Below are 22,414 nucleotides of genomic sequence, written 5' to 3' on the forward strand. Positions count from 1 at the left end.
TCAGGAGGTCTTATGAACGAATTCAAGAGGTGCATGACCGTGTTTACCCACTCTCCCTTTAAAGTGCGCTTAATGCTGTTGAACATGCTGTGCGATATGTTTAACAACAAACCGCATCAGGACGACAAACCTTCCCACTAAGCGGCGTTGCGGTACGCCGCTTCATTTTCCCGTCACAATCTCGCTGTAAACTGGCTTCCAGCCGCCTTATTCCCGATCTTTTTTATGGATTTGCAATCCCCTTCGCAAAACATCTGCTTAGCAACTGTTGATATTATTTAGCGCTCGCACTATCTTCTTGCAGCCCTGCACAATTTGCGGCTCGCTGAAGCGGACCCTCATTCCCTCTCCACGCACTGTCAGGCAGGTTATGACCCTTGACGCCAGGGTGAGCACATGGCGTTTTCATCCATGATAGTGACCTATGAATGTAACCCTGATAGATACCGTTGTGACCCGCAGCCGGGCCTTAAGCCCGTGGACGGGTTTTTACTTTTTGCAGTCATTACTGATTAACTTTGCGCTGGGTTATCCCTTTAGTCTGCTCTACGCGGTTGCGTTCACCTGCGTTCTACATGTACTGTGGCGAGCCGCACCGCGCGTGCAAAAGGCGTTAATCGGGATCTGTTCGCTGGTTGCTGCACTCTATTTCCCGTTTGGTCAGGCTTACGGCGCGCCAAACTTTAATACCCTGCTGGCGCTGCACTCGACCAATATGGAAGAGTCGACGGAGATCCTGACGATCTTCCCGTGGTACAGCTACGTGGTCGGGATCTTTATCTTCGCGTTGGGCGTTATCGCCATTCGCCGTCAGCCGGGCGAGAAAAAATCCTGGGGTAAGATCGAAATACTCTGTCTGGTGTTCAGCATTGCCGTGGCCTTTGTCGCCCCCATCCAGAATATTCCCTGGGACGGTAAGCTCAGGCTCATCAATATCGGCTATCCGGTTTTCCGCTTCGTGAAAGACGTCGTTGTAAATAATAAAGAGGTCCTCGACGAACAGGCCCGCATGGCTGAGCTTTCCAATATGAAAGACACCTGGAACGTGCTGGCCGTTAAGCCGAAATATCACACCTATGTGGTGGTGATTGGCGAAAGTGCCCGTCGCGATGCAATGGGAGCCTTCGGCGGACACTGGGATAACACACCGTTTGCCAATTCGGTCAAAGGCACGCTGTTTACCGATTACGTCGCGGCCAGCGGCTCGACGCAGAAATCGCTTGGCCTGACGCTTAACCGGGTCGTCGACGGCAAACCTCAGTATCAGGATAATTTTGTCACCCTGGCAAACCGAGCGGGTTATCAGACCTGGTGGTTCTCCAATCAGGGACAGATTGGCGAATACGATACGGCCATCGCCAGTATCGCCAGGCGTGCCGACGAAGTGCAGTTCCTGAAGAACGGCGACTTTGAAGCCGACAAAAACACCAAAGACGAAGCGCTGTTGAAAATGACGGCACAGGTCTTCGCCACCCCGCGCACCCAGCCTCAGCTGATCGTCCTGCACCTCATGGGGTCGCACCCGCAGGCCTGCGATCGGACCGGCGGGAAGTACGCGGAGTTCGTGCAGTCCAAAGAGACGTCTTGCTATCTCTACACCATGACGCAAACCGACGACCTGCTGAGCAGGCTGTACGATCAGCTACGCAATACGGGCGAAAGCTTCTCCATGGTCTATTTCTCGGATCACGGGCTGGCGTTTAAAGAGCGTGGTAAAGAGGTGCAGTACCTGGCGCACGATGACAAGTTTCAGCAGAACTTCCAAGTGCCGTTTATGGTGCTGTCGAGTGATGATAAAACGCATCGCGTTATTAAAGCGCGTCGTTCAGCTAACGATTTCCTGCAGTTCTTCTCGCAGTGGACGGGGATTAAAACCGAGCAGATAAAAAATGCTTATCCGTTTGTCTCTAACAAGAAAGCTCCCCCAGTGTACGTTACCAACTTCAAATTACAGAAAGTTGACTATAACCATCTGGGTACGGATATTTTTGATATTAAGAGTAAGTAAACTCTGCCGACTCGTGCGGCCTGATGCCCTCACCCTGGCCCTCTCCCACGGGGAGAGGGAATAAACACTAAAAACGGCAACCTTGGGTTGCCGTTTTGCTTTTGTCTTCCACAAAAAAAAATCCGCCACATTGGGCGGATTTTTTATTAGCTCACCGGAGTGATTAGAAGCGGTAACCTACGCCAGCGATCCAGGTGCCAACGTCAACGTTGCGGATACGGCTCTGCTCATAGGAGAAGTCCAGAGCAACGTCCTGGATTGGGTTGAACTGCAGGCCTGCGCCATAGGAGAAACCGTAGTCGCTGTTGCTTGCAGTGCGGTTCAGACCCTGGTTTTCGGTCTGCTGGAATTTACCGTAGCCAACACCTACAACACCGTAGATGCTTGCCCAGTCATTCAGACGGTAAGCTGGACCAGCGGTGATACCGTAGTACTGGCCTTTGTTGTATGCGCCGTTTTCAGAACGATCTTTCTCGGTGTAGGTGAAAGAACCGATCACGCCCAGTGGGTTGTTATCCTGCTCGTAGCGATACTTCAGGTTGAAACCGTTAGCTTTGTTCATCACGCCCTGATAGTCGCTCTGAGCGTAACCACCAGTAACAGTAGAAGTAGCAGCTACAGCGGTACCTGCGGAAACAGCCAGTACAGCGGCCAGTGCTGAAAGACATGCAATTTTTTTCATAACCACCTCAAATGTGCTTCAAGTAAGTCCGTAAGTCATAAATATATCAAAAAAAATTGCGAAACTCTTTGTGATTCGTGATGTCTAATGAAACCTTTCCTGTAACAGAACATTTCCAGCATCAGCTATCTCTTTCAAATCACATGCAATTTTCACTACTAAATGCGCATAGTGCGCGTATGCGCCGTTACATTCATCCAGATTATTCCTAATCTATCAGGCGATAAATCCACCAGCGCTTAACCATTTTACGGATTTCACGAGGTTTTTTTTCAACAGCGCCTCAACCGTTGCCGCTTATTTCCTTTACACTGCAACCTTTACCTCATTTGACATAAGCTGACAGGAGAAAGGATGCCTGGGTTATCCCGCACGTCGTCGGTCTGGCTGCCGGTCGCAGTCATACTCATTGCCATGTTGTCCATTCAAAGCGGTGCTTCGCTTGCAAAATCACTTTTTCCGCTGGTCGGTGCGCCTGGGGTGACAGCCCTGCGTATCGTGCTGGGCACGGCGATACTGGTGATCATTTTCAAACCCTGGCGTCTGCGCTTCAAAAAGGAGCAGCGTTTACCCCTGCTGTTTTATGGACTCTCCCTGGGGGCAATGAACTATCTGTTCTACCTCTCTATTCAGACGATACCGCTGGGGATCGCCGTCGCGCTGGAGTTTACCGGCCCGCTGGCGGTAGCGCTTTTCTCCTCGCGACGTCCGGTCGATTTTATCTGGGTCGTGCTAGCCGTTCTGGGGTTATGGTTCCTGCTTCCCCTGGGCCAGAATGTCGCTGAGATCGATCTGACGGGCGCAGCCCTGGCGCTGGGTGCAGGCGCCTGCTGGGCTGTCTATATACTCACGGGCCAGCGTGCAGGAGAAGAGCACGGTCCGGCGACCGTCGCGTTGGGGTCACTGATCGCAGCTATCGTCTTTGTGCCCATCGGCATGGCGCAGGCTACCGAATCTATATGGCAATGGTCCGTCATGCCCATCGGGCTGGCGGTCGCAATTCTCTCTACCGCACTGCCCTACTCTCTGGAGATGATTGCCCTTACGCGTCTGCCGACACGCATATTTGGCACCCTGATGAGCATGGAGCCTGCGCTAGCCGCCATTTCCGGGATGGTGTTTCTCGGCGAAACACTCACATTGACCCAGACCCTGGCGCTCTGCTCGATTATCGCGGCATCAATGGGCTCGACGCTCACCATGCGCCCTGAACCTAAAGTTGAGAAGGTTGATATCAGCTAAGGCCATATATTCTGCATGGCTTCCACGCCATGCAGAATAAAGGCCAGAACGACAGTCGTTATAATTTCTTACACACTTTACGCTATTTGCGAAATATCCCTCTGCGTTTACATCCCCATTCAGCAATTAAGATTGATCTGTATCAATTTTAAATTTATCCATTAATTTCAAGTAATTAAATTCTCAACCTCCTTCTCGCTATTAAACCGATAGGCACAGCCAAACCGCAGACAAAAAATCCGGTGCTATACTTAGTTCCGTAATTACCTGGGACATAAACATCAAGAGGATATGAGATTATGAGTACCGCTAAACTGGTGAAAACGAAAGCGTCTAATCTGCTTTATACCCGTAACGATGTATCGGATAGCGACAAAAAAGCGACCATTGAGTTGCTGAATCGCCAGGTGATCCAGTTCATCGATCTTTCGCTGATCACCAAACAGGCCCACTGGAATATGCGCGGTGCAAACTTTATTGCCGTTCATGAAATGCTGGATGGCTTCCGCACAGCACTGGTGACCCACCTCGATACGATGGCTGAACGTGCCGTTCAGTTAGGCGGCGTGGCTCTGGGTACCACGCAGGTGATCAACAGCAAAACGCCACTGAAAAGTTATCCGCTGGATATCCATACCGTTCAGGATCACCTGAAAGAGCTGGCGGACCGTTACGCGATTGTGGCCAATGACGTTCGCAAAGCGATTGGCGAAGCCAAAGACGAAGATACCGCAGACATTTTCACCGCCGCATCCCGCGACCTGGATCAGTTCCTGTGGTTTATCGAATCTAACATCGAGTAATTCATACGAATTTTCTATCAAACCCTCGCCCTCCGGTGAGGGTTTTGCACATCTATGGTGCACAGTTTTTGTCTGCACACCTGCAAAAGTGAACGAAATGTAATAATCACTTCACACAACCGTTAACGGAAGATTGTTTTTTCGTCAGAATTTACGCTAAATATCTCCCCGTCAGTTGAGCCAAACGAAGCGCACCAAAACAGTGCTCCACTTTGGTGCAATAAAAGCTCATTGCCCCATTTATTGTGCAATGCATGACATCATCCCCTTTGCAAAACAATAGCTTGTAAAGTTGGCACGATTTTTTCATTGTGCCACCTGTTCTCGCAGGGGATCGCCCCGTGGATATAAAAGGAAATGCTATGAAGTCTGTATTAAAAGTTTCACTGGCTGCACTTACCCTGGCTTTTGCAGTGTCCTCTCAGGCTGCCGACAAACTGGTTGTGGCGACCGACACGGCGTTCGTTCCGTTTGAATTCAAACAGGGTGATAAATACGTTGGTTTTGATGTGGATCTGTGGGCCGCTGTCGCAAAAGAACTCAAGCTGGATTACACCCTGAAGCCGATGGACTTCAGCGGCATCATCCCGGCACTGCAAACCAAGAACGTTGATCTGGCGCTGGCAGGCATCACCATTACCGATGAACGTAAAAAAGCGATCGACTTCTCTGACGGCTACTACAAAAGCGGCCTGCTGGTCATGGTCAAAGCCGATAATAACGACGTAAAAAGCGTGAAAGATCTCGACGGCAAAGTGGTGGCAGTGAAGAGCGGCACCGGTTCTGTTGATTACGCGAAAGCAAATATCAAAACCAAAGACCTGCGTCAGTTCCCGAACATCGACAACGCGTACATGGAACTCGGCACCAACCGTGCTGACGCTGTTCTGCACGACACGCCTAACATCCTGTACTTCATCAAAACAGCGGGCAACGGCAAGTTCAAAGCCGTGGGCGAGTCTCTGGAAGCACAGCAGTACGGTATTGCCTTCCCGAAAGGCAGCGACGACCTGCGCACGAAAGTTAACGGCGCGCTGAAAACGCTGAAAGAGAACGGCACCTATAACGAAATCTACAAAAAATGGTTCGGTACCGAGCCTAAATAATAAGACGTAAAAATGACGTTCACTCGGGGGCGACCTTTCGCCCCTGCTATTTTTGAAACACGGTAACAGTAACAGGAAATTATCATGCAGTTTGACTGGAGCGCCATCTGGCCTGCCATTCCACTCTTGCTTGAAGGCGCTAAAATGACCCTGTGGATTTCGGTCCTGGGTCTGGTTGGTGGGTTGATTATCGGTCTTGTCGCCGGTTTCGCTCGCACCTACGGCGGCTGGATTGCAAACCACATCGCACTGGTTTTCATCGAAGTGATCCGCGGCACGCCTATTGTCGTGCAGGTCATGTTCATCTACTTCGCCCTGCCAATGGCATTCAATGACCTGCGCATCGACCCGTTCAGCGCAGCCGTCGTCACCATTATGATCAACTCAGGCGCCTATATTGCGGAAATTACTCGCGGTGCGGTGCTGTCGATTCATAAAGGTTTCAGTGAAGCCGGTCTGGCGTTAGGTCTTTCTCGTCGCGAAACAATCCGCCACGTTATTCTGCCGCTGGCGCTGCGCCGCATGCTGCCGCCGCTCGGTAACCAGTGGATCATCAGCATCAAAGATACGTCGCTGTTCATTGTTATCGGCGTGGCCGAGCTGACCCGTCAGGGTCAGGAGATCATTGCTGGCAACTTCCGCGCGCTGGAAATCTGGAGTGCGGTAGCCGTTGTCTACCTGATCATTACTCTGGTTCTGAGCTTCGTTCTGCGTCGTCTTGAAAGAAGGATGAAAATCCTGTGATTGAATTTAAAAACGTTTCCAAGCACTTTGGCCCAACCCAGGTGCTGCACAATATTGATCTGAACATTAAACAGGGTGAAGTGGTGGTGATTATTGGGCCATCCGGCTCCGGTAAATCCACCCTGCTGCGCTGCATTAACAAGCTGGAAGAGATCACCAGCGGCGATCTGATCGTCGACGGCCTGAAAGTCAATGACCCGAAAGTGGATGACCGTCTGATTCGTCAGGAAGCGGGCATGGTGTTCCAGCAGTTCTACCTGTTCCCGCACCTCACGGCGCTGGAAAACGTGATGTTTGGCCCACTGCGCGTGCGCGGTGCCAGCAAAGCGGCGGCGGAAGCGCTGGCAAAAGATCTGCTGGCAAAAGTCGGCCTGGCAGAACGTGCGCACCACTACCCTTCCGAGCTGTCCGGTGGTCAACAGCAGCGTGTGGCGATTGCCCGCGCCCTGGCGGTCAAACCGAAAATGATGCTGTTTGATGAACCTACGTCCGCACTCGACCCGGAGCTGCGTCACGAGGTGCTGAAAGTCATGCAGGATCTGGCGGAAGAAGGGATGACGATGGTGATCGTAACCCACGAAATCGGCTTTGCTGAGAAAGTGGCATCCCGCCTGATCTTTATTGATAAAGGCCGTATCGCGGAAGACGGTAACCCGCAGGAGCTGATTGCGAACCCGCCGAGCCAGCGTTTGCAGGAGTTCCTGCAGCACGTCTCCTGATCGTTCGCTTCACACGTAAGCCGGGCATGCCCGGCTTTTTTACGCCAGATTGTTCCCAAAAATCTCCCTCCTCGCTCCGACTTCTATACTTATCATTTTGTTCGACATTTTCACCGGAGGACGCCGTGCCGTGGATCCTGTTGCTGTTGATAAGCCTGTTTAGTGCGCCATCGTTCGCCGTCGCGATCCCCGGAGTGACCACCGGAACAACCGCCAGCCAGCAAAGTACGCCCCCTCCGGAGCCGGATGTCGAACAGAAAAAAGCCGCCTACAGCGCCCTCGCTGACGTCCTCGAAAACGACACCTCCCGGCAGGAACTCATTGGTCAGCTGCGGAAAGTGGCCGCCACGCCGCCGCAGGCGTCGGTGCCAACCCTCACACCTCCACAAGTGGAGGAGCAAAAAACGGTGCTGGAAAACGTCACCGACGTGAGCCGCCACTATGGGGAAGCGCTCTCCTCGCGCTTCGCTCAGCTTTACCGCAACCTGATTGGCTCACCGCATAAGGCATTTAACCCGCAAACGTTCACCGCCGCCGCCACGCAGTTCCTGATGCTGGCGGGTGCGGTGTTTCTTTTTTACTGGCTGGTGCGCCTGTGCGCGTGGCCGCTGTACCGCAAAATGGGGCATTGGGGGCGCAGGAAAAATCAGCAGAAAAGTAGCTGGCTACACCTGCCGTTGATGATCGCCTCCGCGTTTATCATCGACTTACTGCTGCTGGCGTTGACGCTGTTTTTAGGCCAGATGCTGGCCGACAGGCTGAATGCAGGCAACAAAACCATCGCCTTCCAGCAGTCGCTTTTCCTGAACGCCTTTGCCCTGATTGAGTTCTTCAAGGCGCTGCTGCGGTTACTCTTTTGTCCGCACGTGCCGGCGCTGCGTCCTTTCTCCATTCGCGATGAGAGCGCGAAATACTGGGCGCTGCGTCTGAGCGTGCTCAGCGGGCTGATTGGCTACGGCCTGCTGGTTGCCGTGCCGATCATCTCCAACCAGGTGAACGTCCAGTTTGGCGCCCTGGCAAACGTGCTGATCATGATCTGCATTACCGTCTGGTCGCTGTATCTTATCTTCCATAATAAAAAAACCATTACCCAAAGCCTGCTGAATCTGGCCGATCGCTCCCTCTCGTTCTTCAGCCTCTTTATTCGCGCGTTCGCCCTGGTGTGGCACTGGCTGGCAAGCGCTTACTTCATCGTATTGTGCTTCTTCTCGCTGTTTGACCCGGGCAATAGCCTGAAATTTATGATGGGGGCGACGTTCAAAAGCCTCGCCATTATCGGCATCGCGGCCTTTGTGTCGGGGCTGCTGTCGCGATGGATCTCGAAAACCATCACCCTGTCGCCGCAGGTCCAGCGTAGTTACCCTGAGCTGCAAAAACGGGTGAACGGCTGGATGTCGGTATCGCTCAAAGTGGCGCGCATTCTCACCGTCTGCGTGGCGGTTATGCTGCTCCTGAATGCGTGGAGCCTGTTTGATTTCTGGAACTGGCTGCACAACGGTGCGGGTGAAAAAACGGTCGATATCCTGATTCGCATCGCGCTGATCCTGTTCTTCTCCGCCGTCGGCTGGACGCTGCTGGCGAGCCTTATTGAGAACCGTCTGGTCTCGGATATTCACGGCAGGCCTCTGCCCAGCGCGCGGGCAAGAACGCTGTTAACGCTGTTCCGCAACGCGCTGGCGGTGATTATCAGCACCATCACCATCATGATCGTGCTGTCGGAAATCGGCGTGAATATCGCCCCGCTGCTGGCGGGTGCCGGTGCCCTGGGGCTGGCCATCTCCTTCGGCTCGCAAACGCTGGTGAAGGATATTATTACCGGCATCTTTATCCAGTTTGAGAACGGGATGAACACGGGGGATCTGGTGACCATCGGGCCGTTAACCGGCACGGTAGAGCGGATGTCCATACGCTCCGTCGGCGTGCGCCAGGACACCGGGGCGTACCACATCATTCCCTGGTCTTCGATCACCACCTTCGCCAACTTTGTGCGCGGCATTGGTTCCGTTGTGGCGAACTACGATGTGGATCGCCACGAGGATGCGGACAAGGCGAAGCAGGCGCTGCGCGATGCGGTAGAAGAACTGATGGAGATGGAGGATATTCGCGGGCTGGTGATCGGAGAGCCGTCATTTGCCGGTATCGTCGGGCTGACGAACACGGCGTTTACCCTGCGCGTGTCGTTCACCACCCAGCCGCTGAAGCAGTGGACGGTGCGCTTTGCGCTCGACAGCATGGTGAAAAAACACTTTGATCTGGCGAACGTGCGGATGCCCGTGCAGACCTATCAGGTATTGCCGCCGCCCGCCTCGCCGCTCCCTCCGCAGGAGCCGACGCTGTAACCGAGCCGGGTGGCGGCTTCGCCTTACCCGGCCTACGACGGAGTGCTATTTGCGACGTTTGTTGTTTTCCATAAACGTCCATGCGATAAAGCGGCTCTGTTTCTGGCCCTGCGCCATCTCTTTTTTCACCACTTTTACGGCACCCGCTTCGGTCAGCGCGCGATAGAGCGGTGGCAGGTTATCCCCCCGGGAAACCAGCGTCGTGAACCACTTCACCTGACGGCCAAACTGTTTGCTTTCCGCAATCATGCGCAGGATAAACGCCACTTCGCCCCCTTCACACCAGAGCTCCTGCTGCTGACCACCGAAGTTCAGGGCGGCATCCTCAGCCTGGCCCAGGTTACGGCGCTTGCGCTCGCTGCCCGCGCGGGCCGATGCCGCCGAATCGTGGAACGGCGGATTGCACATCGTGGCGTCATAGCTTTCGTTTTTGTGAATAATGCCGTTGAAGATCGACGCCGCGTCTTTCTGACGACGCAGGCGAATGGCGCGGCTTAATCCCGGGTTAGCGCTGATAATCGCCTGGGCGCTGCCAAAGGCCTCGTCACCGATTTCGCTTCCGGTAAAGCGCCACTGATATTCGTGCGCGCCGATCAGCGGGTAAATCAGGTTTGCCCCGGTGCCAATATCCAGAATGGTGGCCTGCTGTGGAACGACACCCTCATTGCCTTCGGCAAGAAGGTCGGCAAGGTGATGAACGTAATCAGCGCGGCCCGGCACAGGGGGACAGAGAAAGCCTTCCGGAATATCCCAGTGAGCTACACCGTAAAAATGCGCCAGCAGGGCTTTGTTCAGCATTTTAACCGCCTGCGGGTCAGCAAAGTTGACCGAGGGCTCACCCGCTGGGGTCTGAACCAGGTAGTCCTGCAGCGGCGGGCAGCTCAGGCATAACGCGTTCATGTCGTAGCGGCTGCGGTGGCGATTTCGCGGGTGCAATCCCGGCTTTTGGGCAGTCATGGCATTCTCCTTTAAACAGCGGCGTAAGATACCCTTTGCTGGCCCAGCGGTAAATCTTTCTCTGCGACGCTCAAAAAATCGCCACAAATCAAATACCTCTATGTCTATGATCCGTCAGCGGATTGTCAATTTAAATCGTTCAAAAAATAAGCAGATCATCATCAAATATTTGCGCTAAGTCACATTCGTCAGGCTTCTAAACTTAAAGGGAATCACCTGTTGTTTCCTCATGAGGATGTGATTATGAAAAAGTACCTGACCCTTGCTGTTATCGCAGCCGCCCTGGCGACCGCGTCCTTCTCTGCCATGGCCGTTCAGTCACTGACCCAGAGTACCGATACGAGCCAGCTACGTCCTGCGGGCACCGTTTCGGTAAGCCGTGCCAGTAACCTTGACGATCTCCAGGCTAAGCTCGCCGGAAAAGCCCGTCAGGAAGGCGCAAAAGGATTCGTGGTGAACTCCGCTGGCGGTGATAACCATATGTACGGCACTGCGACCATTTATAAATAACCTGTCTCTTCCACAAGACTGCATCTGCCCAACGGGTGCAGTTCTCTTCTCCCTTCGCCTTGATTGTTCATTTTTTAACCCCATAGTAAACGTATGGCCTAAACCGATATCAGGAGGACGCTATGGCTTCCGGCTGGGCAAATGACGACGCTGTTAACGAACAGATCAACAGTACAATTGAAGATGCGGTTGCGCGTGCCCGCGGTGAAATTCCGCGCGGCGAAAGCTTAACGGAATGCGAAGAATGCGGAGAACCCATTCCGGATGCGCGACGAAAAGCCATTCCCGGCGTACGGCTTTGCATTACGTGCCAGCAGCATAAAGATTCAAGAAATGTATCACACTCGGGATATAATCGCAGAGGTTCGAAAGACAGCCAGTTACGTTGACTTTGCTTTACCAAAGCTAACCGAACCCGCGCGTTCCTTTACGCTCACGGTTTTTAGCCAGACGCGTAGCAAAAAGTGCCCTTCATATCGCTTCTGTAAAGCGCATCCGCAAGAAGTGTAAAGCGGTGCTTTGAATTTATTAATATTCAATAAGTTATTTGTCATTCAATTTTTTTGAGCAACCACGTCAATTCTCTTCGATTTTATCACTCGCGAAAAACCGTGATACTTATCACATCGACGGAACATCGTCCCCTTAACAGAAACACCTGCGAGAGATTAATTATGAAAACCATCAAATATGCTGTAGCTGCTGTTGCCCTGTCCGCTCTGTCTTTCGGCGCTTTCGCCGTAGAGCCTGTCTCTTCTACCCAGGCACAGAACATGAACAAAGTCGGTGTGGTTAGTGCTGATGGCGCCACCACGCTGGACGGCCTGGAAGCTAAACTGGCTGAGAAAGCCGCTGCTGCAGGTGCAAGCGGATACACCATTACCTCCGCTAACGGCAATAACAAGCTGAGCGGTACCGCGGTTATCTACAAATAATCGTCTGAATGAATGCTGTACCCTCGCCATACCCTCTGGTGAGCTGCTCCACCCTCATTGACCCTGTTGTTGTTACCCTTGCTTGCCCGTCCGCCACTGGACGGGCTTTTTTTTTGTCTAAAACGCCTGCGCCACGCGTTCAAGCCCGGCCTGGACGGATCCCACTTCTCCGGTTGCCAGCAAACAGCAGGCCATCTGCAGCTTGATCGAATGCGGAACAGGAACATTTCCGGCAAGGCACTGCTCAATCCAGTGGGCCGTAGTATGGGGATCTTTTGCCTCAGGCAATATCACACCGGCATTCTCTTCCCCGCGTTCCAGAACGGCGCGCGTACCTGCAGAATCGATCAGCATCACCTGCGGACAGCGCTGCGGGTTCGCATAAACCTCGCCCTCCGTGCCGTGCATCAGTAACGCCCTTCCGCCAATAGCCTCAAAGAATTGCCCCACGCGCGCCACGTATTCCGGGTGCGAAACGCTGGAGAGACGCAGGGCGGCATCTTCGCCAAACGGCGTGGCCAGTTTCGCCAGCGTGTGCGCGCTGTTACGCACGCCCATGCGCCAGCGCATATCGAGCTGCTTTTCCAGCGGCGGGCAGAGTGTGCCGACCGGGATATAAACAGGCTGATGACCATCCAGCTTCGCCTGCGCCTGACCGGCATGGCGCGTTGGCTCGATGCCCAGCATCCCGAAAATGGTCTCCGTCAGCACGCGGGTGGGATCTTCGCTTACGCCGTGCACCACCACCGGAAACCCCAGCTTGTGTAATAAGATAGCGAGCAGCGGGGTTAAATTTGCCTGCTTGCGCGCGCCGTTGTAGCTCGGGATTACGATCGGCATCGGCTTTGCCACGGGCGGCGTTAAGCGCAGCGTTTGCGCCTGCATGGCTTCATAGAACCCGCGCATCTCCGCCTCACCTTCCCCTTTGATACGCAGCGCGATCAGAATGCCCCCCATCTCCAGGTCGGGGACGTCGCCCTCAAGCATACGGGTATAAAGCGCACGCGCGGTTTCATGGTCCAGATCGCGGGCATGATTTTTCCCGCGTCCTACTTCTTTGATAATTTTGCGGTAATCCACGACTTCTCTCCTGACAGCATCATCTTGTTAACAATATAGCCCTGATGATTGCCTGGCCGTTAGTGTTTTATCCCCTAACCCAACGCGCTGTTTTAATGAAAAAAAATAAACACAAGCAATTTTTCAATTATTTGTGATTTCTATAGAAGATTCTTAGCCATACATTTTTTGATTAAATAACCAGCGGAAAGTCTTCAAGGGTCAACGGTGAAAACGTCCAGGCAACGTTCGCACCCGTCACATACCAGGATTCACTATGAACAAGGTTGCTTTAGGTTTATTTATCGCCGCAGCAGTAGGATGTTCTGCATCCGCATTTGCGGCAACAAACGGTGAAGGACAGATCAATTTCACCGGAGAAATTATTGATTCAGCGTGCCAGGTGGTTAATGGGTTAAGTAACCCGTTAAACGTTCCGTTAGGCAAAGTCTCTAAAACGGTATTTACCGGTGCGGGCTCTACCAGCACGTTAACGAAGTTCGATATTCAGTTAAAAAACTGTCCGGAAACCGTTACCTCCGCCGCGATTAACTTCGGCGGAACGCCGGATGCGAATAACAACGCGACGCTGGCATTAACGCCGGATGCGGATGCGGCAACGGGTGTAGCCATTCAGCTGGTTGACGCTTCTGAGCAGCCGGTGAGTCTATATACCCCTTCTCAGCAATATCCGTTAGCCTCCGGTACGGCGGTAAACGATCTGATATTCGGTGCTCGTTATATTCAAACCGGAGCCGCGATCACCGCAGGTCCGGCTAACTCCGTTTCGACCTTCACCGTTATCTATAACTGATATTATCAATCCTGAGATATTAACGCGTTTATACGCGTTAATATCTCTTCTATTATTGAGAAATATTTATGCGCCACGGTTATTTACTGAGCACGCTTTTACTGGCGGCCGCCGCTGCACATGCAGGTGTCATTATTAATGGCACACGTCTGGTCTACCAGGGAGATAAAAAGGAATCGTCTCTTGGTCTTTCAAACCCGGATACAACGGATTATCTGGTACAGTCCTGGGTCGACTCTGGCGGTAAAAACCTGGCCAAAGCCCCTTTCCTGATCACCCCCCCTCTTTTTCGCCTTGATGCGAAAGAGGATAACGTTCTGCGCGTGGTACGCACCGGCGGTAATTTGCCGGAAGACCGTGAGTCCTTGTACTGGCTGAATATCAAAGCCATCCCTTCGTCAAAGCACGTTGACGGGATGAATACCCTGCAAATTGCCATTAATACGCGCATTAAATTGTTGTATCGCCCATCCGCAGTTAAAGGCAAACCGGAAGATGTCGCCAATAAACTTGAGTGGCATCGCGAGGGCAACGATTTGGTCGTCAATAACCCAACGCCTTTTTACATGAATTTCCAGAAGGTGACGCTGAACGGCCAGAAAGTGGATAAAGCCACATGGGCAATACCGGAAACGGAAACGCATTTTGCCTTACCTGGCAACGTCAGCGGCTCCACTGTGGCGTATTCCATTATTACGGATTACGGCAGCATCAGCCAGACCTGGTCGAAATCAGTCCACTAATATCACGCGCGGACAATTACTATAATCATGTACAGCCATAAAAAGCCGTTCACCTGTCGAATTTCATCACTGCTGGTCATTCTCTGTGGCCTGGCACTGGCGATCTTTGCGCAGCAGGTTATGGCTGATGATTATTTTAACCCGGCGCTGCTGGATATTGATAACCCGCAACAGGGTAAGACCGATCTGTCGGTTTACGAAAAAGGGCCAGGGCAGGCACCGGGTAAATATCAGGTCGCCATTTTTATTAATAACAATAAAATTGATACCCGCGACGTCACGTTCACATTGCAAAAAGATTCACACGGCAGCAGTTCACTTCAGCCCTGCTTTAGCCTGAGCGATTTAAAAAGCCTTGGGATCAAAACCCAAAAATATCCGGCGCTGATGGCAAAAGGCCGGTGCGCTGATTTAACCGCCATCCCTGCAGCCTCCGCATCGTTTCACGTTCGCAATCAGCAGCTGCTGCTCAGTATTCCTCAACTGGCCCTGGGCCAGGTTCCACGCGGCTATATCGACCCGAAAGAATTCGACGAGGGGATCAACGCAGGCATTCTCAACTACAGCGCAACCGCCAGCCAGAGCCGCGCGCGTCAGCCGGGCGAGCAGGATAACAGCAGCCAGTACGCTAACCTGCGTCCCGGTTTTAACGTCGGTGCCTGGCGCGTACGCAACTACTCCACGTGGAATCGCAGCACCCAGGGCAAGGAAGAGCAGCAAAAATTCTCCTCCGTTTATACCTACGCCCAGCGCGATATCGTGGCGATGAAGAGCGATCTCACCGTTGGGCAAAGCTCTTCGCCTTCTGATGTTTTTGACAGTGTGCCCTACACCGGCGTGGAGCTTAAATCCGACAGCGACATGCTGCCGGACAGCGAGAAAGGCTATGCACCAATCATTCGCGGCACCGCACACAGTAACGCGCTGGTGATGGTTCGCCAGAATGGCTACGTCATTTATCAGAACACGGTCGCCCCCGGCGCGTTTGAAATTAACGATCTCTACCCCACCGGCAGCAGCGGCGATCTGCAGGTCACCGTGAAAGAGACCGACGGCAGCGAAAGCCATTTCGTGGTGCCGTATGCCTCCGTGCCGGTACTGCAGCGCGAAAAAAACCTGCGCTACAGCGTGACCGCCGGGCGGTACCGTTCTTACGACAACGACGTCGAGAAGACGCCGTTTGCCCAGGGCAGCGCGATCTACGGCCTGCCCTATGGTTTCACCGCTTATGGCGGCGTGCAGCAGAGCAGCCACTATCAGTCCCAGGCGCTCGGCGCCGGGAAAAACATGGGCGATTTAGGGGCGTTCTCCATCGACGTCACCCGCGCGAAAGCCCTGCTGAAAAAGCAGCAGTCCAGCAAGGGCCAGTCCTGGCGAGTGCGCTACAGCAAAGATTTTGCCGGTTCAGGCACCAACTTCTCGCTCGCGGGCTATCGCTACAACAGCAAAGGGTTTTACACCCTGGAAGATACCATGGAGTCATATACCCGCTCTGACGACTGGTCTGCCCCCCAGCAGCGCCGCGCCCGAACCGAGGCCACCGTCGACCAGACGCTGCCTGAAGGCTGGGGGTCCGTCACCCTGAGCATGGTGAAAGAGACTTACTGGAGCCAGAACCAGGACATGACCTCCATGAGCGTCAGCTACAACAACAGCTGGCACGGGGTGAGCTACAGCCTGAGCTACAGCATGAACAAGAACACCAACGACAGCGATGAAAACGGCGATGAGGTGACGAACGACAACGAGTTCTCGCTGAGCGTCTCCGTTCCGCTGGACCGCTGGATGCATAACACCTGGGCCACCTACAACCTGAACAATACCAAAGACGGTACCACGCAGAATGTCGGCCTGAACGGCACGGCGCTGAAGGAAGACAACCTCAACTGGAATATCCAGCAGGGGCTGAGCAGTACCGGCAGCGGTAATTCGACCAGCATGAACGCCGATTACAAAGCGACCTATGGCGAAGTGAGCGCAGGCGTCAGTCAGGATAAGTATCAGCAGACCGTTAACGTCGGTTTGCAGGGCGGCGTGGTTGCCCATGCGAACGGGATCACCCTGAGCCAGCCGCTGGGTGAAACCATCGCGCTGGTGAAAGCACCCGGCACGCACGGAACGCATATTGCTAACCAGACGGGCGTAGAGACCGATTTCCGCGGCTATACCGTCGTGCCGTTTGTTACCGCGTATCGCCACAACACCATCGCGCTGGATACCGAAACGCTGCCGGACAACGCTGACGTGACGCACGCGGCGCAGGTGGTGACCCCAACGCGCGGTGCCGTGGTGCGCGCCAGCTTCAATACCCGCGTGGGCAGTCGCGTGCTGATGACGCTCACGCAAAACGGTAAACCGCTGCCCTTTGGCGCAACGGTGACCACGGAGGATAAGGACAGCGAGTTTATTGTCGGTAACGACGGTCAGACCTACCTCTCGGGTCTGCCACAGCAGGGGCATCTCGCCGTCTCCTGGGGACAGGATGCGAGCGAGCACTGCGTCGCTGACTATGCGCTAACGGATGAGAAAGAGAAAACCAGCATCATTAACGCTGCCGCGCAGTGTCACCGATCCACCGTTCAGGCTAACGATTATGCAAATGATTAAACAGTGCTTTTTCATACTGGTTCTGGGAACGGCCGCGTTATTTATGCCGCATGCGAAGGCGACCTGTACCTCGCCGGATATGCCAAAAATGATTAATGTCGCGTCAATTTCTGTGCCGACAACGCTGTCCGTTGGCGAGACCATCCCCGGTACGGAGCAAACCGTTCACGTTGCCGGTAATTGCGATCAAAGCGTCGACAAAGGTCTTGAAATTGTCTCGTGTTACTACGGTTCGGGAGCGGAAATTCCAGGGCTGAAGGGCGTATACGATTCTGGCGTGCCGGGTATTGGCGTGGCACTGAAGAATGAAGACGGTCAGCGTATTAGCGGTGCTGGCGGCGTGCAGTGCGATTCACGCGGAACACCGATTGGCTACGTCTCTTCCGACGGTTCGCAGTCGTTTAGTTTTCAGGTCACGCTTGAGCTGGTCAAAACGAGCGACACCGTCTCATCTGGCACGCTGGTGCAAGCCCAGACCCGGTTCGGTATTGGCGTTTTTGGCCATGAAGGAATTGGGGATCCAAACGATATCTCGTATTCCGGCAACGTCATTCTTCATCAGGTCACCTGCTCCGTCCTGCCGAAAAACCTGACGGTTAATCTGGGTGATTTTCCCGTCAGTGATTTTATGGGCGTGGGATACTTATCTACCCCAGCCCAAAACTTTAACGTCACAGTTAATTGCGATAGCGCCGTGCAGCCAGAAGTGAAAATCACCAGTTCAAACGGGTACGACACCGCATTCGAGGGGGTAATCAAACTAACTCAGCAAACCGGGATGGCAAAGGGCGTCGGCGTCAGAATGTTATTTGACGACAACATTGCCACCTTTGACACCTACGTTAATACCCGCAGCGAAACCATCGCCAACGAAACGATGACCATACCGTTTGAGGTTCGCTATGAACAGGTCAGCGATGTAGTGACGCCAGGACCTGCCAACACCGTCGCGACGATCACTCTTGCCTATAAGTGAACACCATGAAAAAGACCATTGCGATCCTGCTCCTGGGCTTGTTTTCCCAGGCCCATGCGGATGACATTCAGATCCAGATGACGGGGAATATTTACGCCAACACGTGCGTCATAGACAGCGCCAGCCGCAACCTGACGGTGAACTTAGGCCAGGCTGTTTCCGGTAGTTTTAAAGATGTGGGGGATACCGGCGAATGGAAAGACTTTTTCCTGTCTGTGTCGCATTGTCCGGCCACGCTTGCGCTTGCTACCGCCTTTTTCTACGGCCAGGCAGATAGCGTGCACCCGACAAAATTCGCCAATACTGGCAGCGCGAAAGGGCTTGCGCTGGAGCTGGCTGACCGTCAGGACAAAATACTTCTCTCCCCGCAGGCTGCCTTTAACGTCGCCATTAATCCGAGTGACCACACGGCGACGTTTCCGCTCTCAGCACGCTATTACGCCACCTCCATGCCCGTCACCGCTGGCACATTCAGCAGCGTGATTCAGGTGACCTTCACTTACCAGTAGGACCGCGCCCCTTAGCACGGATGCTTTTCTTACGCCCGGCGGTCAGTTTTGCCGGGCGTTTTTTTACCTCCGGCACCTCCGGCTGTTCGATCGGGAAGATCGGCAGCGCGTTCAGGAGCCGCTGGCCGTAATTTTTGGTGAGCAGACGTTTGTCATAAATCACCACCTCTCCCCAGCAGCCGTGGCTACGAATCAGACGCCCGACCTGTTGAATCAGGTTAAACGACGCCGCGGGTAAACTCTGCACCTCAAACGGATAGCGGTTGAGGCTTTTCAGCCACTCCCCTTCGGTGATCACCACCGGACTGTCGATAGGCGGAAAGGCGATTTTATGGATATGCACCTGCGTCAGGTAGTCCCCTTTCAAATCCAGACCTTCAGCAAACGACTGTAACCCCACCAGCACGCTACGCTCACCGTTATCAATGCGTTTACGATGGGTTTCCACCAGCCGGTAGCGCGGCTGATCGCCCTGCACCAGCAGGAGTAAACGCAGATCGGTGACGTGCTCCAGGAAGCGCTGCATCGCGCGCCCGCTGGCAAACAGCACCAGCATGCCGGGGTGCTTTTTACTCTCGACCTGTTCGCGGAAGTAGGCCGCCATCTCCGCAATGTGCTGCTCTTCGCTGTCGATAAGCGGCTCGAATTTCATGCGCGGAATGACCAGCTTGCCCTGCTCGCAGTGGTTAAACGGCGAGTCCAGCGCCACGAAACGGTCGCCCGCTTTCTCTTTTAGCCCGCTCATCTCCTGCAGCCTTGAGAAACTGTTCAGGGAGCGCAGCGTGGCAGACGTGACCACCACGTGCGGCACGCTGCGCCAGATCAGCTTTTCCAGCTGATCGGCCACGCGGATGCCCACGCAGTGGAAAAAGAGGTGCACCTGCCCGTCCCGCACGTCGCGGGTGGCCCATTTGGTGACCGGCGCGCCGGAGGCCTGCGCCATCGAGGCCAGCCGCCAGAGCTTGCTCTGCGCTTCAAACATCCCCAGCGCGCGGTTCATCTGCAGAAGAATGCGGTGCAGACGCACCACGTCATGCGAGCCGGTTTTCTCGCTCAGATCGTTCAGGAACATCTCCGCCAGCCCGCGCAGCTTTTCCAGATGCTTCGCCAGCTGCTGGCAGATCTCCATCACCTCTTCCGGTAGCTCACCCATCGCAAAGCGGTGTTCAGCTTCCTGGGTTGCCGGAAGATAAAGATTCAGGATGTTGTTCAGCGACGAAATGAGGCTATAAATCTCTTCGCAGTGGTCGCTCAGCCGCTCGGGCACCGCCAGCGGCGGCGTGGTTTTCGGGCGGAACTGCTCCATGCAGGTCGCCACCAGCTTGCAGAAAAGATCCAACTGCAGGCGAAACCACGGGGCGGTAATTTCGGCGCTCATCTCCAGCGCGTCCCGCGCCACGTCCGGCAGATGATGGCCTTCATCAAGCACCAGCAGCAGGTTTTTAGGCTCCGGCAGCACCGCTTCGCTCTCAAGCGCGGCCATTACCAGCGCATGGTTGGCGACTACCACTTCCGCCTCCTGAATTTCGCGCCGGGCGACAAAGAACGGGCACTCGCGGTAGTAGTGACAGTTGCGGTTCAGGCAGCTCGCTTTGTCGGTGCTGAGCCTGCGCCATAGGTCATCGCTTATGGCCTGGCTGGTGTGATCCCGCAGGCCATCCCACTTATAGCCGTCGAGCTCGGCTTTGAGTTTTGCACACTGCTCCTGCTCGGCCTTATTGTTTGGCGTCAGCTCATCATCCAGAAACGCGAGCAGATCCTGTTGATTCGGCTCGCTGCTGGCCAGCGCCGCCAGGTTACGCGGGCACACGTAACGCCCGCGTCCAAAGGCTGCCGTAAACCGCAGGTCAGGGATAATTTTGCGCAGCAGCGGTAAATCTTTACTGAAGATCTGATCCTGCAGCGCCACGTTGGCGGTGCTGACCACCAGCGTTTTGTCCTCTTCCCGCGCAATCGCGATGCCGGGAATGAGATATGACAAGGTTTTCCCGACGCCGGTCGGGGCTTCAATCGCCAGATGTCGCCCGTCGTCCCCGGCAAGCGTTTTTGCCACGTCAGCAATCATCTGCCGCTGCGGCGCTCGGGGAATAAAGTCGGGGATCTGCTGTTGTAGCGCCTTATACCATGCGCCAATTTGCGCCTTGAGCGCAGCGGTTAAAGCCATTGGAAAACCTGAAATACTGTATAAACAGCCACTATTGTGGCACTTTCTCTTCGCTGCCGCAAAAAGAAAAGCCCGGCTTTACGACCGGGCTTCCAGATTACTGCGGGTTAGCAGGCTTGCGCGGGCGGCGTCGACGCTGCCCTTCTCCTGCCGGTTTCCCTTCGCCGCTGCGCCACGGGCTTTCACCCGCCGGTTTGCTGTCGTTGTTGCGACGCGGCGGTTTACCGGATGATTTCGGCGCGCCGCCTTCGGCACGACGCGGCTGCTGACCGCGACCGCCGCCGCCCTGACCGCGTCCACCGCCACCCTGACGACCGTTCTGAATCGGCTCGGCTTTGATCGACGGGTCCACTTCGTAACCCGGGATTTCGATGCGCGGGATCTCTTTCTTCAGCAGGCGTTCGATGTCGCGCAGCAGCTTGTGCTCATCCACGCAGACCAGAGAAAGCGCTTCACCGGTTGCCGCCGCGCGGCCGGTACGGCCGATACGGTGAACGTAGTCTTCCGGCACGTTTGGCAGCTCGTAGTTCACCACGTGCGGCAGCTCTTCGATATCCAGGCCACGGGCGGCGATATCGGTCGCCACCAGCACGCGGATATCGCCGGACTTGAAGTCCGCCAGCGCACGGGTACGCGCGCCCTGGCTCTTGTTACCGTGGATCGCCGCGCTGCGGATGCCGTCTTTATTCAGCTGTTCCGCCAGGTGGTTGGCGCCGTGCTTGGTGCGAGTAAAGACCAGCACCTGCTGCCAGTTACCCTGACCGATCATCTGGGAGAGCAGTTCCCGCTTGCGCTTTTTATCAACAAAGTGAACGTGCTGGGTCACCTGCTCGGAGGCGGTGTTGCGACGCGCCACTTCCACTTCCAGCGGGTTATGCAGCAGCTTTTCCGCCAGCGCCTTGATCTCGTCGGAGAAGGTCGCGGAGAAGAGCAGGTTCTGACGACGCGCAGGCAGCTTCGCCAGCACGCGGCGAATGTCGTGAATAAAGCCCATGTCGAGCATGCGGTCGGCTTCGTCCAGCACCAGAATTTCAACCTGGTCCAGCTTAACCGCGTTCTGATGCTCCAGATCCAGCAGGCGACCTGGGGTAGCAACCAAAACGTCGACGCCGCTGCGCAGCTTCATCATCTGCGGGTTGATGCTGACCCCGCCGAAGACCACCAGCGAGCGAATGTTGAGATAGCGGCTGTACTCACGCACGTTCTCACCAATCTGGGCTGCCAGCTCACGGGTTGGGGTAAGAATAAGGGCACGAACCGGACGACGGCCTTTGGCGTGCTGCTGGTTTTTTACCAGCAGCTCTAACAGCGGCAGCGTAAAGCCCGCGGTTTTACCGGTACCGGTCTGGGCGCTGGCCATCAGGTCACGACCCTGCAGGACGGCTGGGATCGCCTGCTGCTGGATTGGGGTTGGCTCAACGTAGCCCTGCTCTGCGATCGCGCGCAGAATTTCTGGGTTCAGGCCAAGGGAATCAAAAGACATAAAAACTCCGAACC

21 protein-coding genes are annotated in these 22,414 nt (G+C 54.7%); 16 read left to right on the top strand and 5 right to left on the bottom strand.

The genetic code is table 11. The annotated features are described in order from the left end of the window. Positions 1–12: 12 nt before the first annotated feature. Together mntS and V4835_RS16805 are read left to right on the top strand one after the other, a co-directional pair. Positions 13–141 (top strand): manganase accumulation protein MntS, encoded by a 129-nt coding sequence (gene mntS, locus V4835_RS16800; RefSeq protein ID WP_014831181.1) that lies wholly within the window; start codon positions 13–15, stop codon positions 139–141. A 283-nt stretch (positions 142–424) separates the two neighbouring features. Then, positions 425–2,008: a phosphoethanolamine transferase gene (locus V4835_RS16805; RefSeq protein WP_331412932.1), complete on the top strand. Its 1,584-nt coding sequence runs from the start codon at positions 425–427 to the stop codon at positions 2,006–2,008. 163 nt (positions 2,009–2,171) lie between these two features. Here the strand turns inward: V4835_RS16805 and ompX are convergent, their stop codons facing one another. Then, positions 2,172–2,690 (bottom strand): outer membrane protein OmpX, encoded by a 519-nt coding sequence (ompX, locus tag V4835_RS16810; protein WP_024908709.1) that lies wholly within the window; start codon positions 2,688–2,690, stop codon positions 2,172–2,174. A gap of 354 nt (positions 2,691–3,044) precedes the next feature. On the opposite strand from ompX, the gene rhtA reads away from it, so the two are divergent. The 6 genes from rhtA (at position 3,045) to ybiO (ending at position 9,643) form a co-directional block, all read left to right on the top strand. Further along, entirely contained in the window at positions 3,045–3,932 is an 888-nt protein-coding gene (rhtA, locus tag V4835_RS16815; protein ID WP_331412933.1) for a threonine/homoserine exporter RhtA, read from the top strand. Positions 3,933–4,231: 299 nt separating this feature from the next. Continuing rightward, a complete protein-coding gene (dps, locus tag V4835_RS16820) occupies positions 4,232–4,735 on the top strand; it encodes a DNA starvation/stationary phase protection protein Dps (protein ID WP_010428924.1) in 504 nt (167 codons plus the stop codon). A gap of 362 nt (positions 4,736–5,097) precedes the next feature. Next, positions 5,098–5,841 (top strand): glutamine ABC transporter substrate-binding protein GlnH, encoded by a 744-nt coding sequence (glnH, locus tag V4835_RS16825; protein WP_023310880.1) that lies wholly within the window; start codon positions 5,098–5,100, stop codon positions 5,839–5,841. A gap of 84 nt (positions 5,842–5,925) precedes the next feature. Next, positions 5,926–6,585, top strand: a complete 660-nt coding sequence (gene glnP / locus V4835_RS16830; protein ID WP_010428919.1) for a glutamine ABC transporter permease GlnP — start codon at positions 5,926–5,928, stop codon at positions 6,583–6,585. Then, the gene (gene glnQ / locus V4835_RS16835; RefSeq protein WP_023310879.1) at positions 6,582–7,304 is read left to right on the top strand and encodes a glutamine ABC transporter ATP-binding protein GlnQ; all 723 of its coding nucleotides are present in this window, start codon (positions 6,582–6,584) and stop codon (positions 7,302–7,304) included. The genes glnP and glnQ overlap by 4 nt, the downstream gene beginning before the upstream one ends. Before the next feature lie 125 nt (positions 7,305–7,429). Continuing rightward, positions 7,430–9,643: a mechanosensitive channel protein gene (gene ybiO / locus V4835_RS16840; RefSeq protein ID WP_331412936.1), complete on the top strand. Its 2,214-nt coding sequence runs from the start codon at positions 7,430–7,432 to the stop codon at positions 9,641–9,643. A 45-nt stretch (positions 9,644–9,688) separates the two neighbouring features. Here ybiO and rlmF read toward each other — a convergent pair whose 3' ends face one another. Then, complete coding sequence (gene rlmF, locus V4835_RS16845) at positions 9,689–10,600, bottom strand: 23S rRNA (adenine(1618)-N(6))-methyltransferase RlmF (RefSeq protein ID WP_063143096.1); 912 nt, start codon at positions 10,598–10,600, stop codon at positions 9,689–9,691. A 243-nt stretch (positions 10,601–10,843) separates the two neighbouring features. Between rlmF and mcbA the strand changes: the two genes are divergently transcribed. The 3 genes from mcbA to ybiJ all read left to right on the top strand — a co-directional run bounded on the left by mcbA (position 10,844) and on the right by ybiJ (position 12,045). After that, complete coding sequence (mcbA, locus tag V4835_RS16850) at positions 10,844–11,110, top strand: DUF1471 family periplasmic protein McbA (protein ID WP_331412938.1); 267 nt, start codon at positions 10,844–10,846, stop codon at positions 11,108–11,110. A gap of 122 nt (positions 11,111–11,232) precedes the next feature. Beyond that, entirely contained in the window at positions 11,233–11,499 is a 267-nt protein-coding gene (locus tag V4835_RS16855; protein WP_331412939.1) for a DksA/TraR family C4-type zinc finger protein, read from the top strand. Between the two features lie 285 nt (positions 11,500–11,784). Further along, on the top strand, positions 11,785–12,045 hold the full coding sequence (gene ybiJ / locus V4835_RS16860; RefSeq protein WP_023310874.1) for a DUF1471 family protein YbiJ: 261 nt from the start codon (positions 11,785–11,787) through the stop codon (positions 12,043–12,045). A gap of 117 nt (positions 12,046–12,162) precedes the next feature. On the opposite strand, the gene ybiB is transcribed toward ybiJ, so the two are convergent. Then, complete coding sequence (gene ybiB, locus V4835_RS16865) at positions 12,163–13,125, bottom strand: DNA-binding protein YbiB (protein ID WP_063143098.1); 963 nt, start codon at positions 13,123–13,125, stop codon at positions 12,163–12,165. 256 nt (positions 13,126–13,381) lie between these two features. Between ybiB and V4835_RS16870 the strand changes: the two genes are divergently transcribed. From V4835_RS16870 to V4835_RS16890, 5 genes are all read left to right on the top strand, one after another. Further along, positions 13,382–13,918, top strand: coding sequence for a fimbrial protein (locus V4835_RS16870; RefSeq protein WP_063143099.1), 537 nt, complete (start codon positions 13,382–13,384; stop codon positions 13,916–13,918). 68 nt (positions 13,919–13,986) lie between these two features. Further along, positions 13,987–14,661 carry a fimbrial biogenesis chaperone gene (locus tag V4835_RS16875; protein ID WP_331412940.1) on the top strand — a complete coding sequence of 225 codons (675 nt, stop codon included), beginning with the start codon at positions 13,987–13,989 and terminating at the stop codon, positions 14,659–14,661. Between the two features lie 27 nt (positions 14,662–14,688). Continuing rightward, positions 14,689–17,268 (top strand): fimbria/pilus outer membrane usher protein, encoded by a 2,580-nt coding sequence (locus tag V4835_RS16880; RefSeq protein WP_331412941.1) that lies wholly within the window; start codon positions 14,689–14,691, stop codon positions 17,266–17,268. Then, on the top strand, positions 17,255–18,244 hold the full coding sequence (locus tag V4835_RS16885; protein WP_063143101.1) for a fimbrial protein: 990 nt from the start codon (positions 17,255–17,257) through the stop codon (positions 18,242–18,244). The genes V4835_RS16880 and V4835_RS16885 overlap by 14 nt, the downstream gene beginning before the upstream one ends. A gap of 5 nt (positions 18,245–18,249) precedes the next feature. Then, entirely contained in the window at positions 18,250–18,753 is a 504-nt protein-coding gene (locus tag V4835_RS16890; protein ID WP_331412943.1) for a fimbrial protein, read from the top strand. On the opposite strand, the gene dinG is transcribed toward V4835_RS16890, so the two are convergent. Both dinG and rhlE read right to left on the bottom strand, forming a co-directional pair. Beyond that, entirely contained in the window at positions 18,740–20,917 is a 2,178-nt protein-coding gene (dinG, locus tag V4835_RS16895) for an ATP-dependent DNA helicase DinG (RefSeq protein WP_331412945.1), read from the bottom strand. The two genes, V4835_RS16890 and dinG, sit on opposite strands and share 14 nt — an antisense overlap. A gap of 97 nt (positions 20,918–21,014) precedes the next feature. Beyond that, a complete protein-coding gene (gene rhlE, locus V4835_RS16900) occupies positions 21,015–22,400 on the bottom strand; it encodes an ATP-dependent RNA helicase RhlE (protein ID WP_331412946.1) in 1,386 nt (461 codons plus the stop codon). Between the last annotated feature and the right edge of the window lie 14 nt (positions 22,401–22,414).

The sequence above is a fragment of the Enterobacter cloacae complex sp. CARB60 genome (genome assembly GCF_036487345.1).
In the GTDB taxonomy this organism is placed as follows: domain Bacteria; phylum Pseudomonadota; class Gammaproteobacteria; order Enterobacterales; family Enterobacteriaceae; genus Enterobacter; species Enterobacter asburiae_D.

Excerpts from the sequence above, each read along its gene's own strand:
- mntS (WP_014831181.1), top strand. The coding sequence starts at position 13 with ATGAACGAATTCAAGAGGTGCATGACCGTGTTTACCCACTCTCCCTTT.
- V4835_RS16805 (WP_331412932.1), top strand. The coding sequence starts at position 425 with ATGAATGTAACCCTGATAGATACCGTTGTGACCCGCAGCCGGGCCTTA.
- ompX (WP_024908709.1), bottom strand. The coding sequence starts at position 2,690 with ATGAAAAAAATTGCATGTCTTTCAGCACTGGCCGCTGTACTGGCTGTT.
- rhtA (WP_331412933.1), top strand. The coding sequence starts at position 3,045 with ATGCCTGGGTTATCCCGCACGTCGTCGGTCTGGCTGCCGGTCGCAGTC.
- dps (WP_010428924.1), top strand. The coding sequence starts at position 4,232 with ATGAGTACCGCTAAACTGGTGAAAACGAAAGCGTCTAATCTGCTTTAT.
- glnH (WP_023310880.1), top strand. The coding sequence starts at position 5,098 with ATGAAGTCTGTATTAAAAGTTTCACTGGCTGCACTTACCCTGGCTTTT.
- glnP (WP_010428919.1), top strand. The coding sequence starts at position 5,926 with ATGCAGTTTGACTGGAGCGCCATCTGGCCTGCCATTCCACTCTTGCTT.
- rlmF (WP_063143096.1), bottom strand. The coding sequence starts at position 10,600 with ATGACTGCCCAAAAGCCGGGATTGCACCCGCGAAATCGCCACCGCAGC.
- mcbA (WP_331412938.1), top strand. The coding sequence starts at position 10,844 with ATGAAAAAGTACCTGACCCTTGCTGTTATCGCAGCCGCCCTGGCGACC.
- V4835_RS16855 (WP_331412939.1), top strand. The coding sequence starts at position 11,233 with ATGGCTTCCGGCTGGGCAAATGACGACGCTGTTAACGAACAGATCAAC.
- ybiJ (WP_023310874.1), top strand. The coding sequence starts at position 11,785 with ATGAAAACCATCAAATATGCTGTAGCTGCTGTTGCCCTGTCCGCTCTG.
- V4835_RS16870 (WP_063143099.1), top strand. The coding sequence starts at position 13,382 with ATGAACAAGGTTGCTTTAGGTTTATTTATCGCCGCAGCAGTAGGATGT.
- V4835_RS16875 (WP_331412940.1), top strand. The coding sequence starts at position 13,987 with ATGCGCCACGGTTATTTACTGAGCACGCTTTTACTGGCGGCCGCCGCT.
- V4835_RS16880 (WP_331412941.1), top strand. The coding sequence starts at position 14,689 with ATGTACAGCCATAAAAAGCCGTTCACCTGTCGAATTTCATCACTGCTG.
- V4835_RS16885 (WP_063143101.1), top strand. The coding sequence starts at position 17,255 with ATGCAAATGATTAAACAGTGCTTTTTCATACTGGTTCTGGGAACGGCC.
- V4835_RS16890 (WP_331412943.1), top strand. The coding sequence starts at position 18,250 with ATGAAAAAGACCATTGCGATCCTGCTCCTGGGCTTGTTTTCCCAGGCC.
- dinG (WP_331412945.1), bottom strand. The coding sequence starts at position 20,917 with ATGGCTTTAACCGCTGCGCTCAAGGCGCAAATTGGCGCATGGTATAAG.
- rhlE (WP_331412946.1), bottom strand. The coding sequence starts at position 22,400 with ATGTCTTTTGATTCCCTTGGCCTGAACCCAGAAATTCTGCGCGCGATC.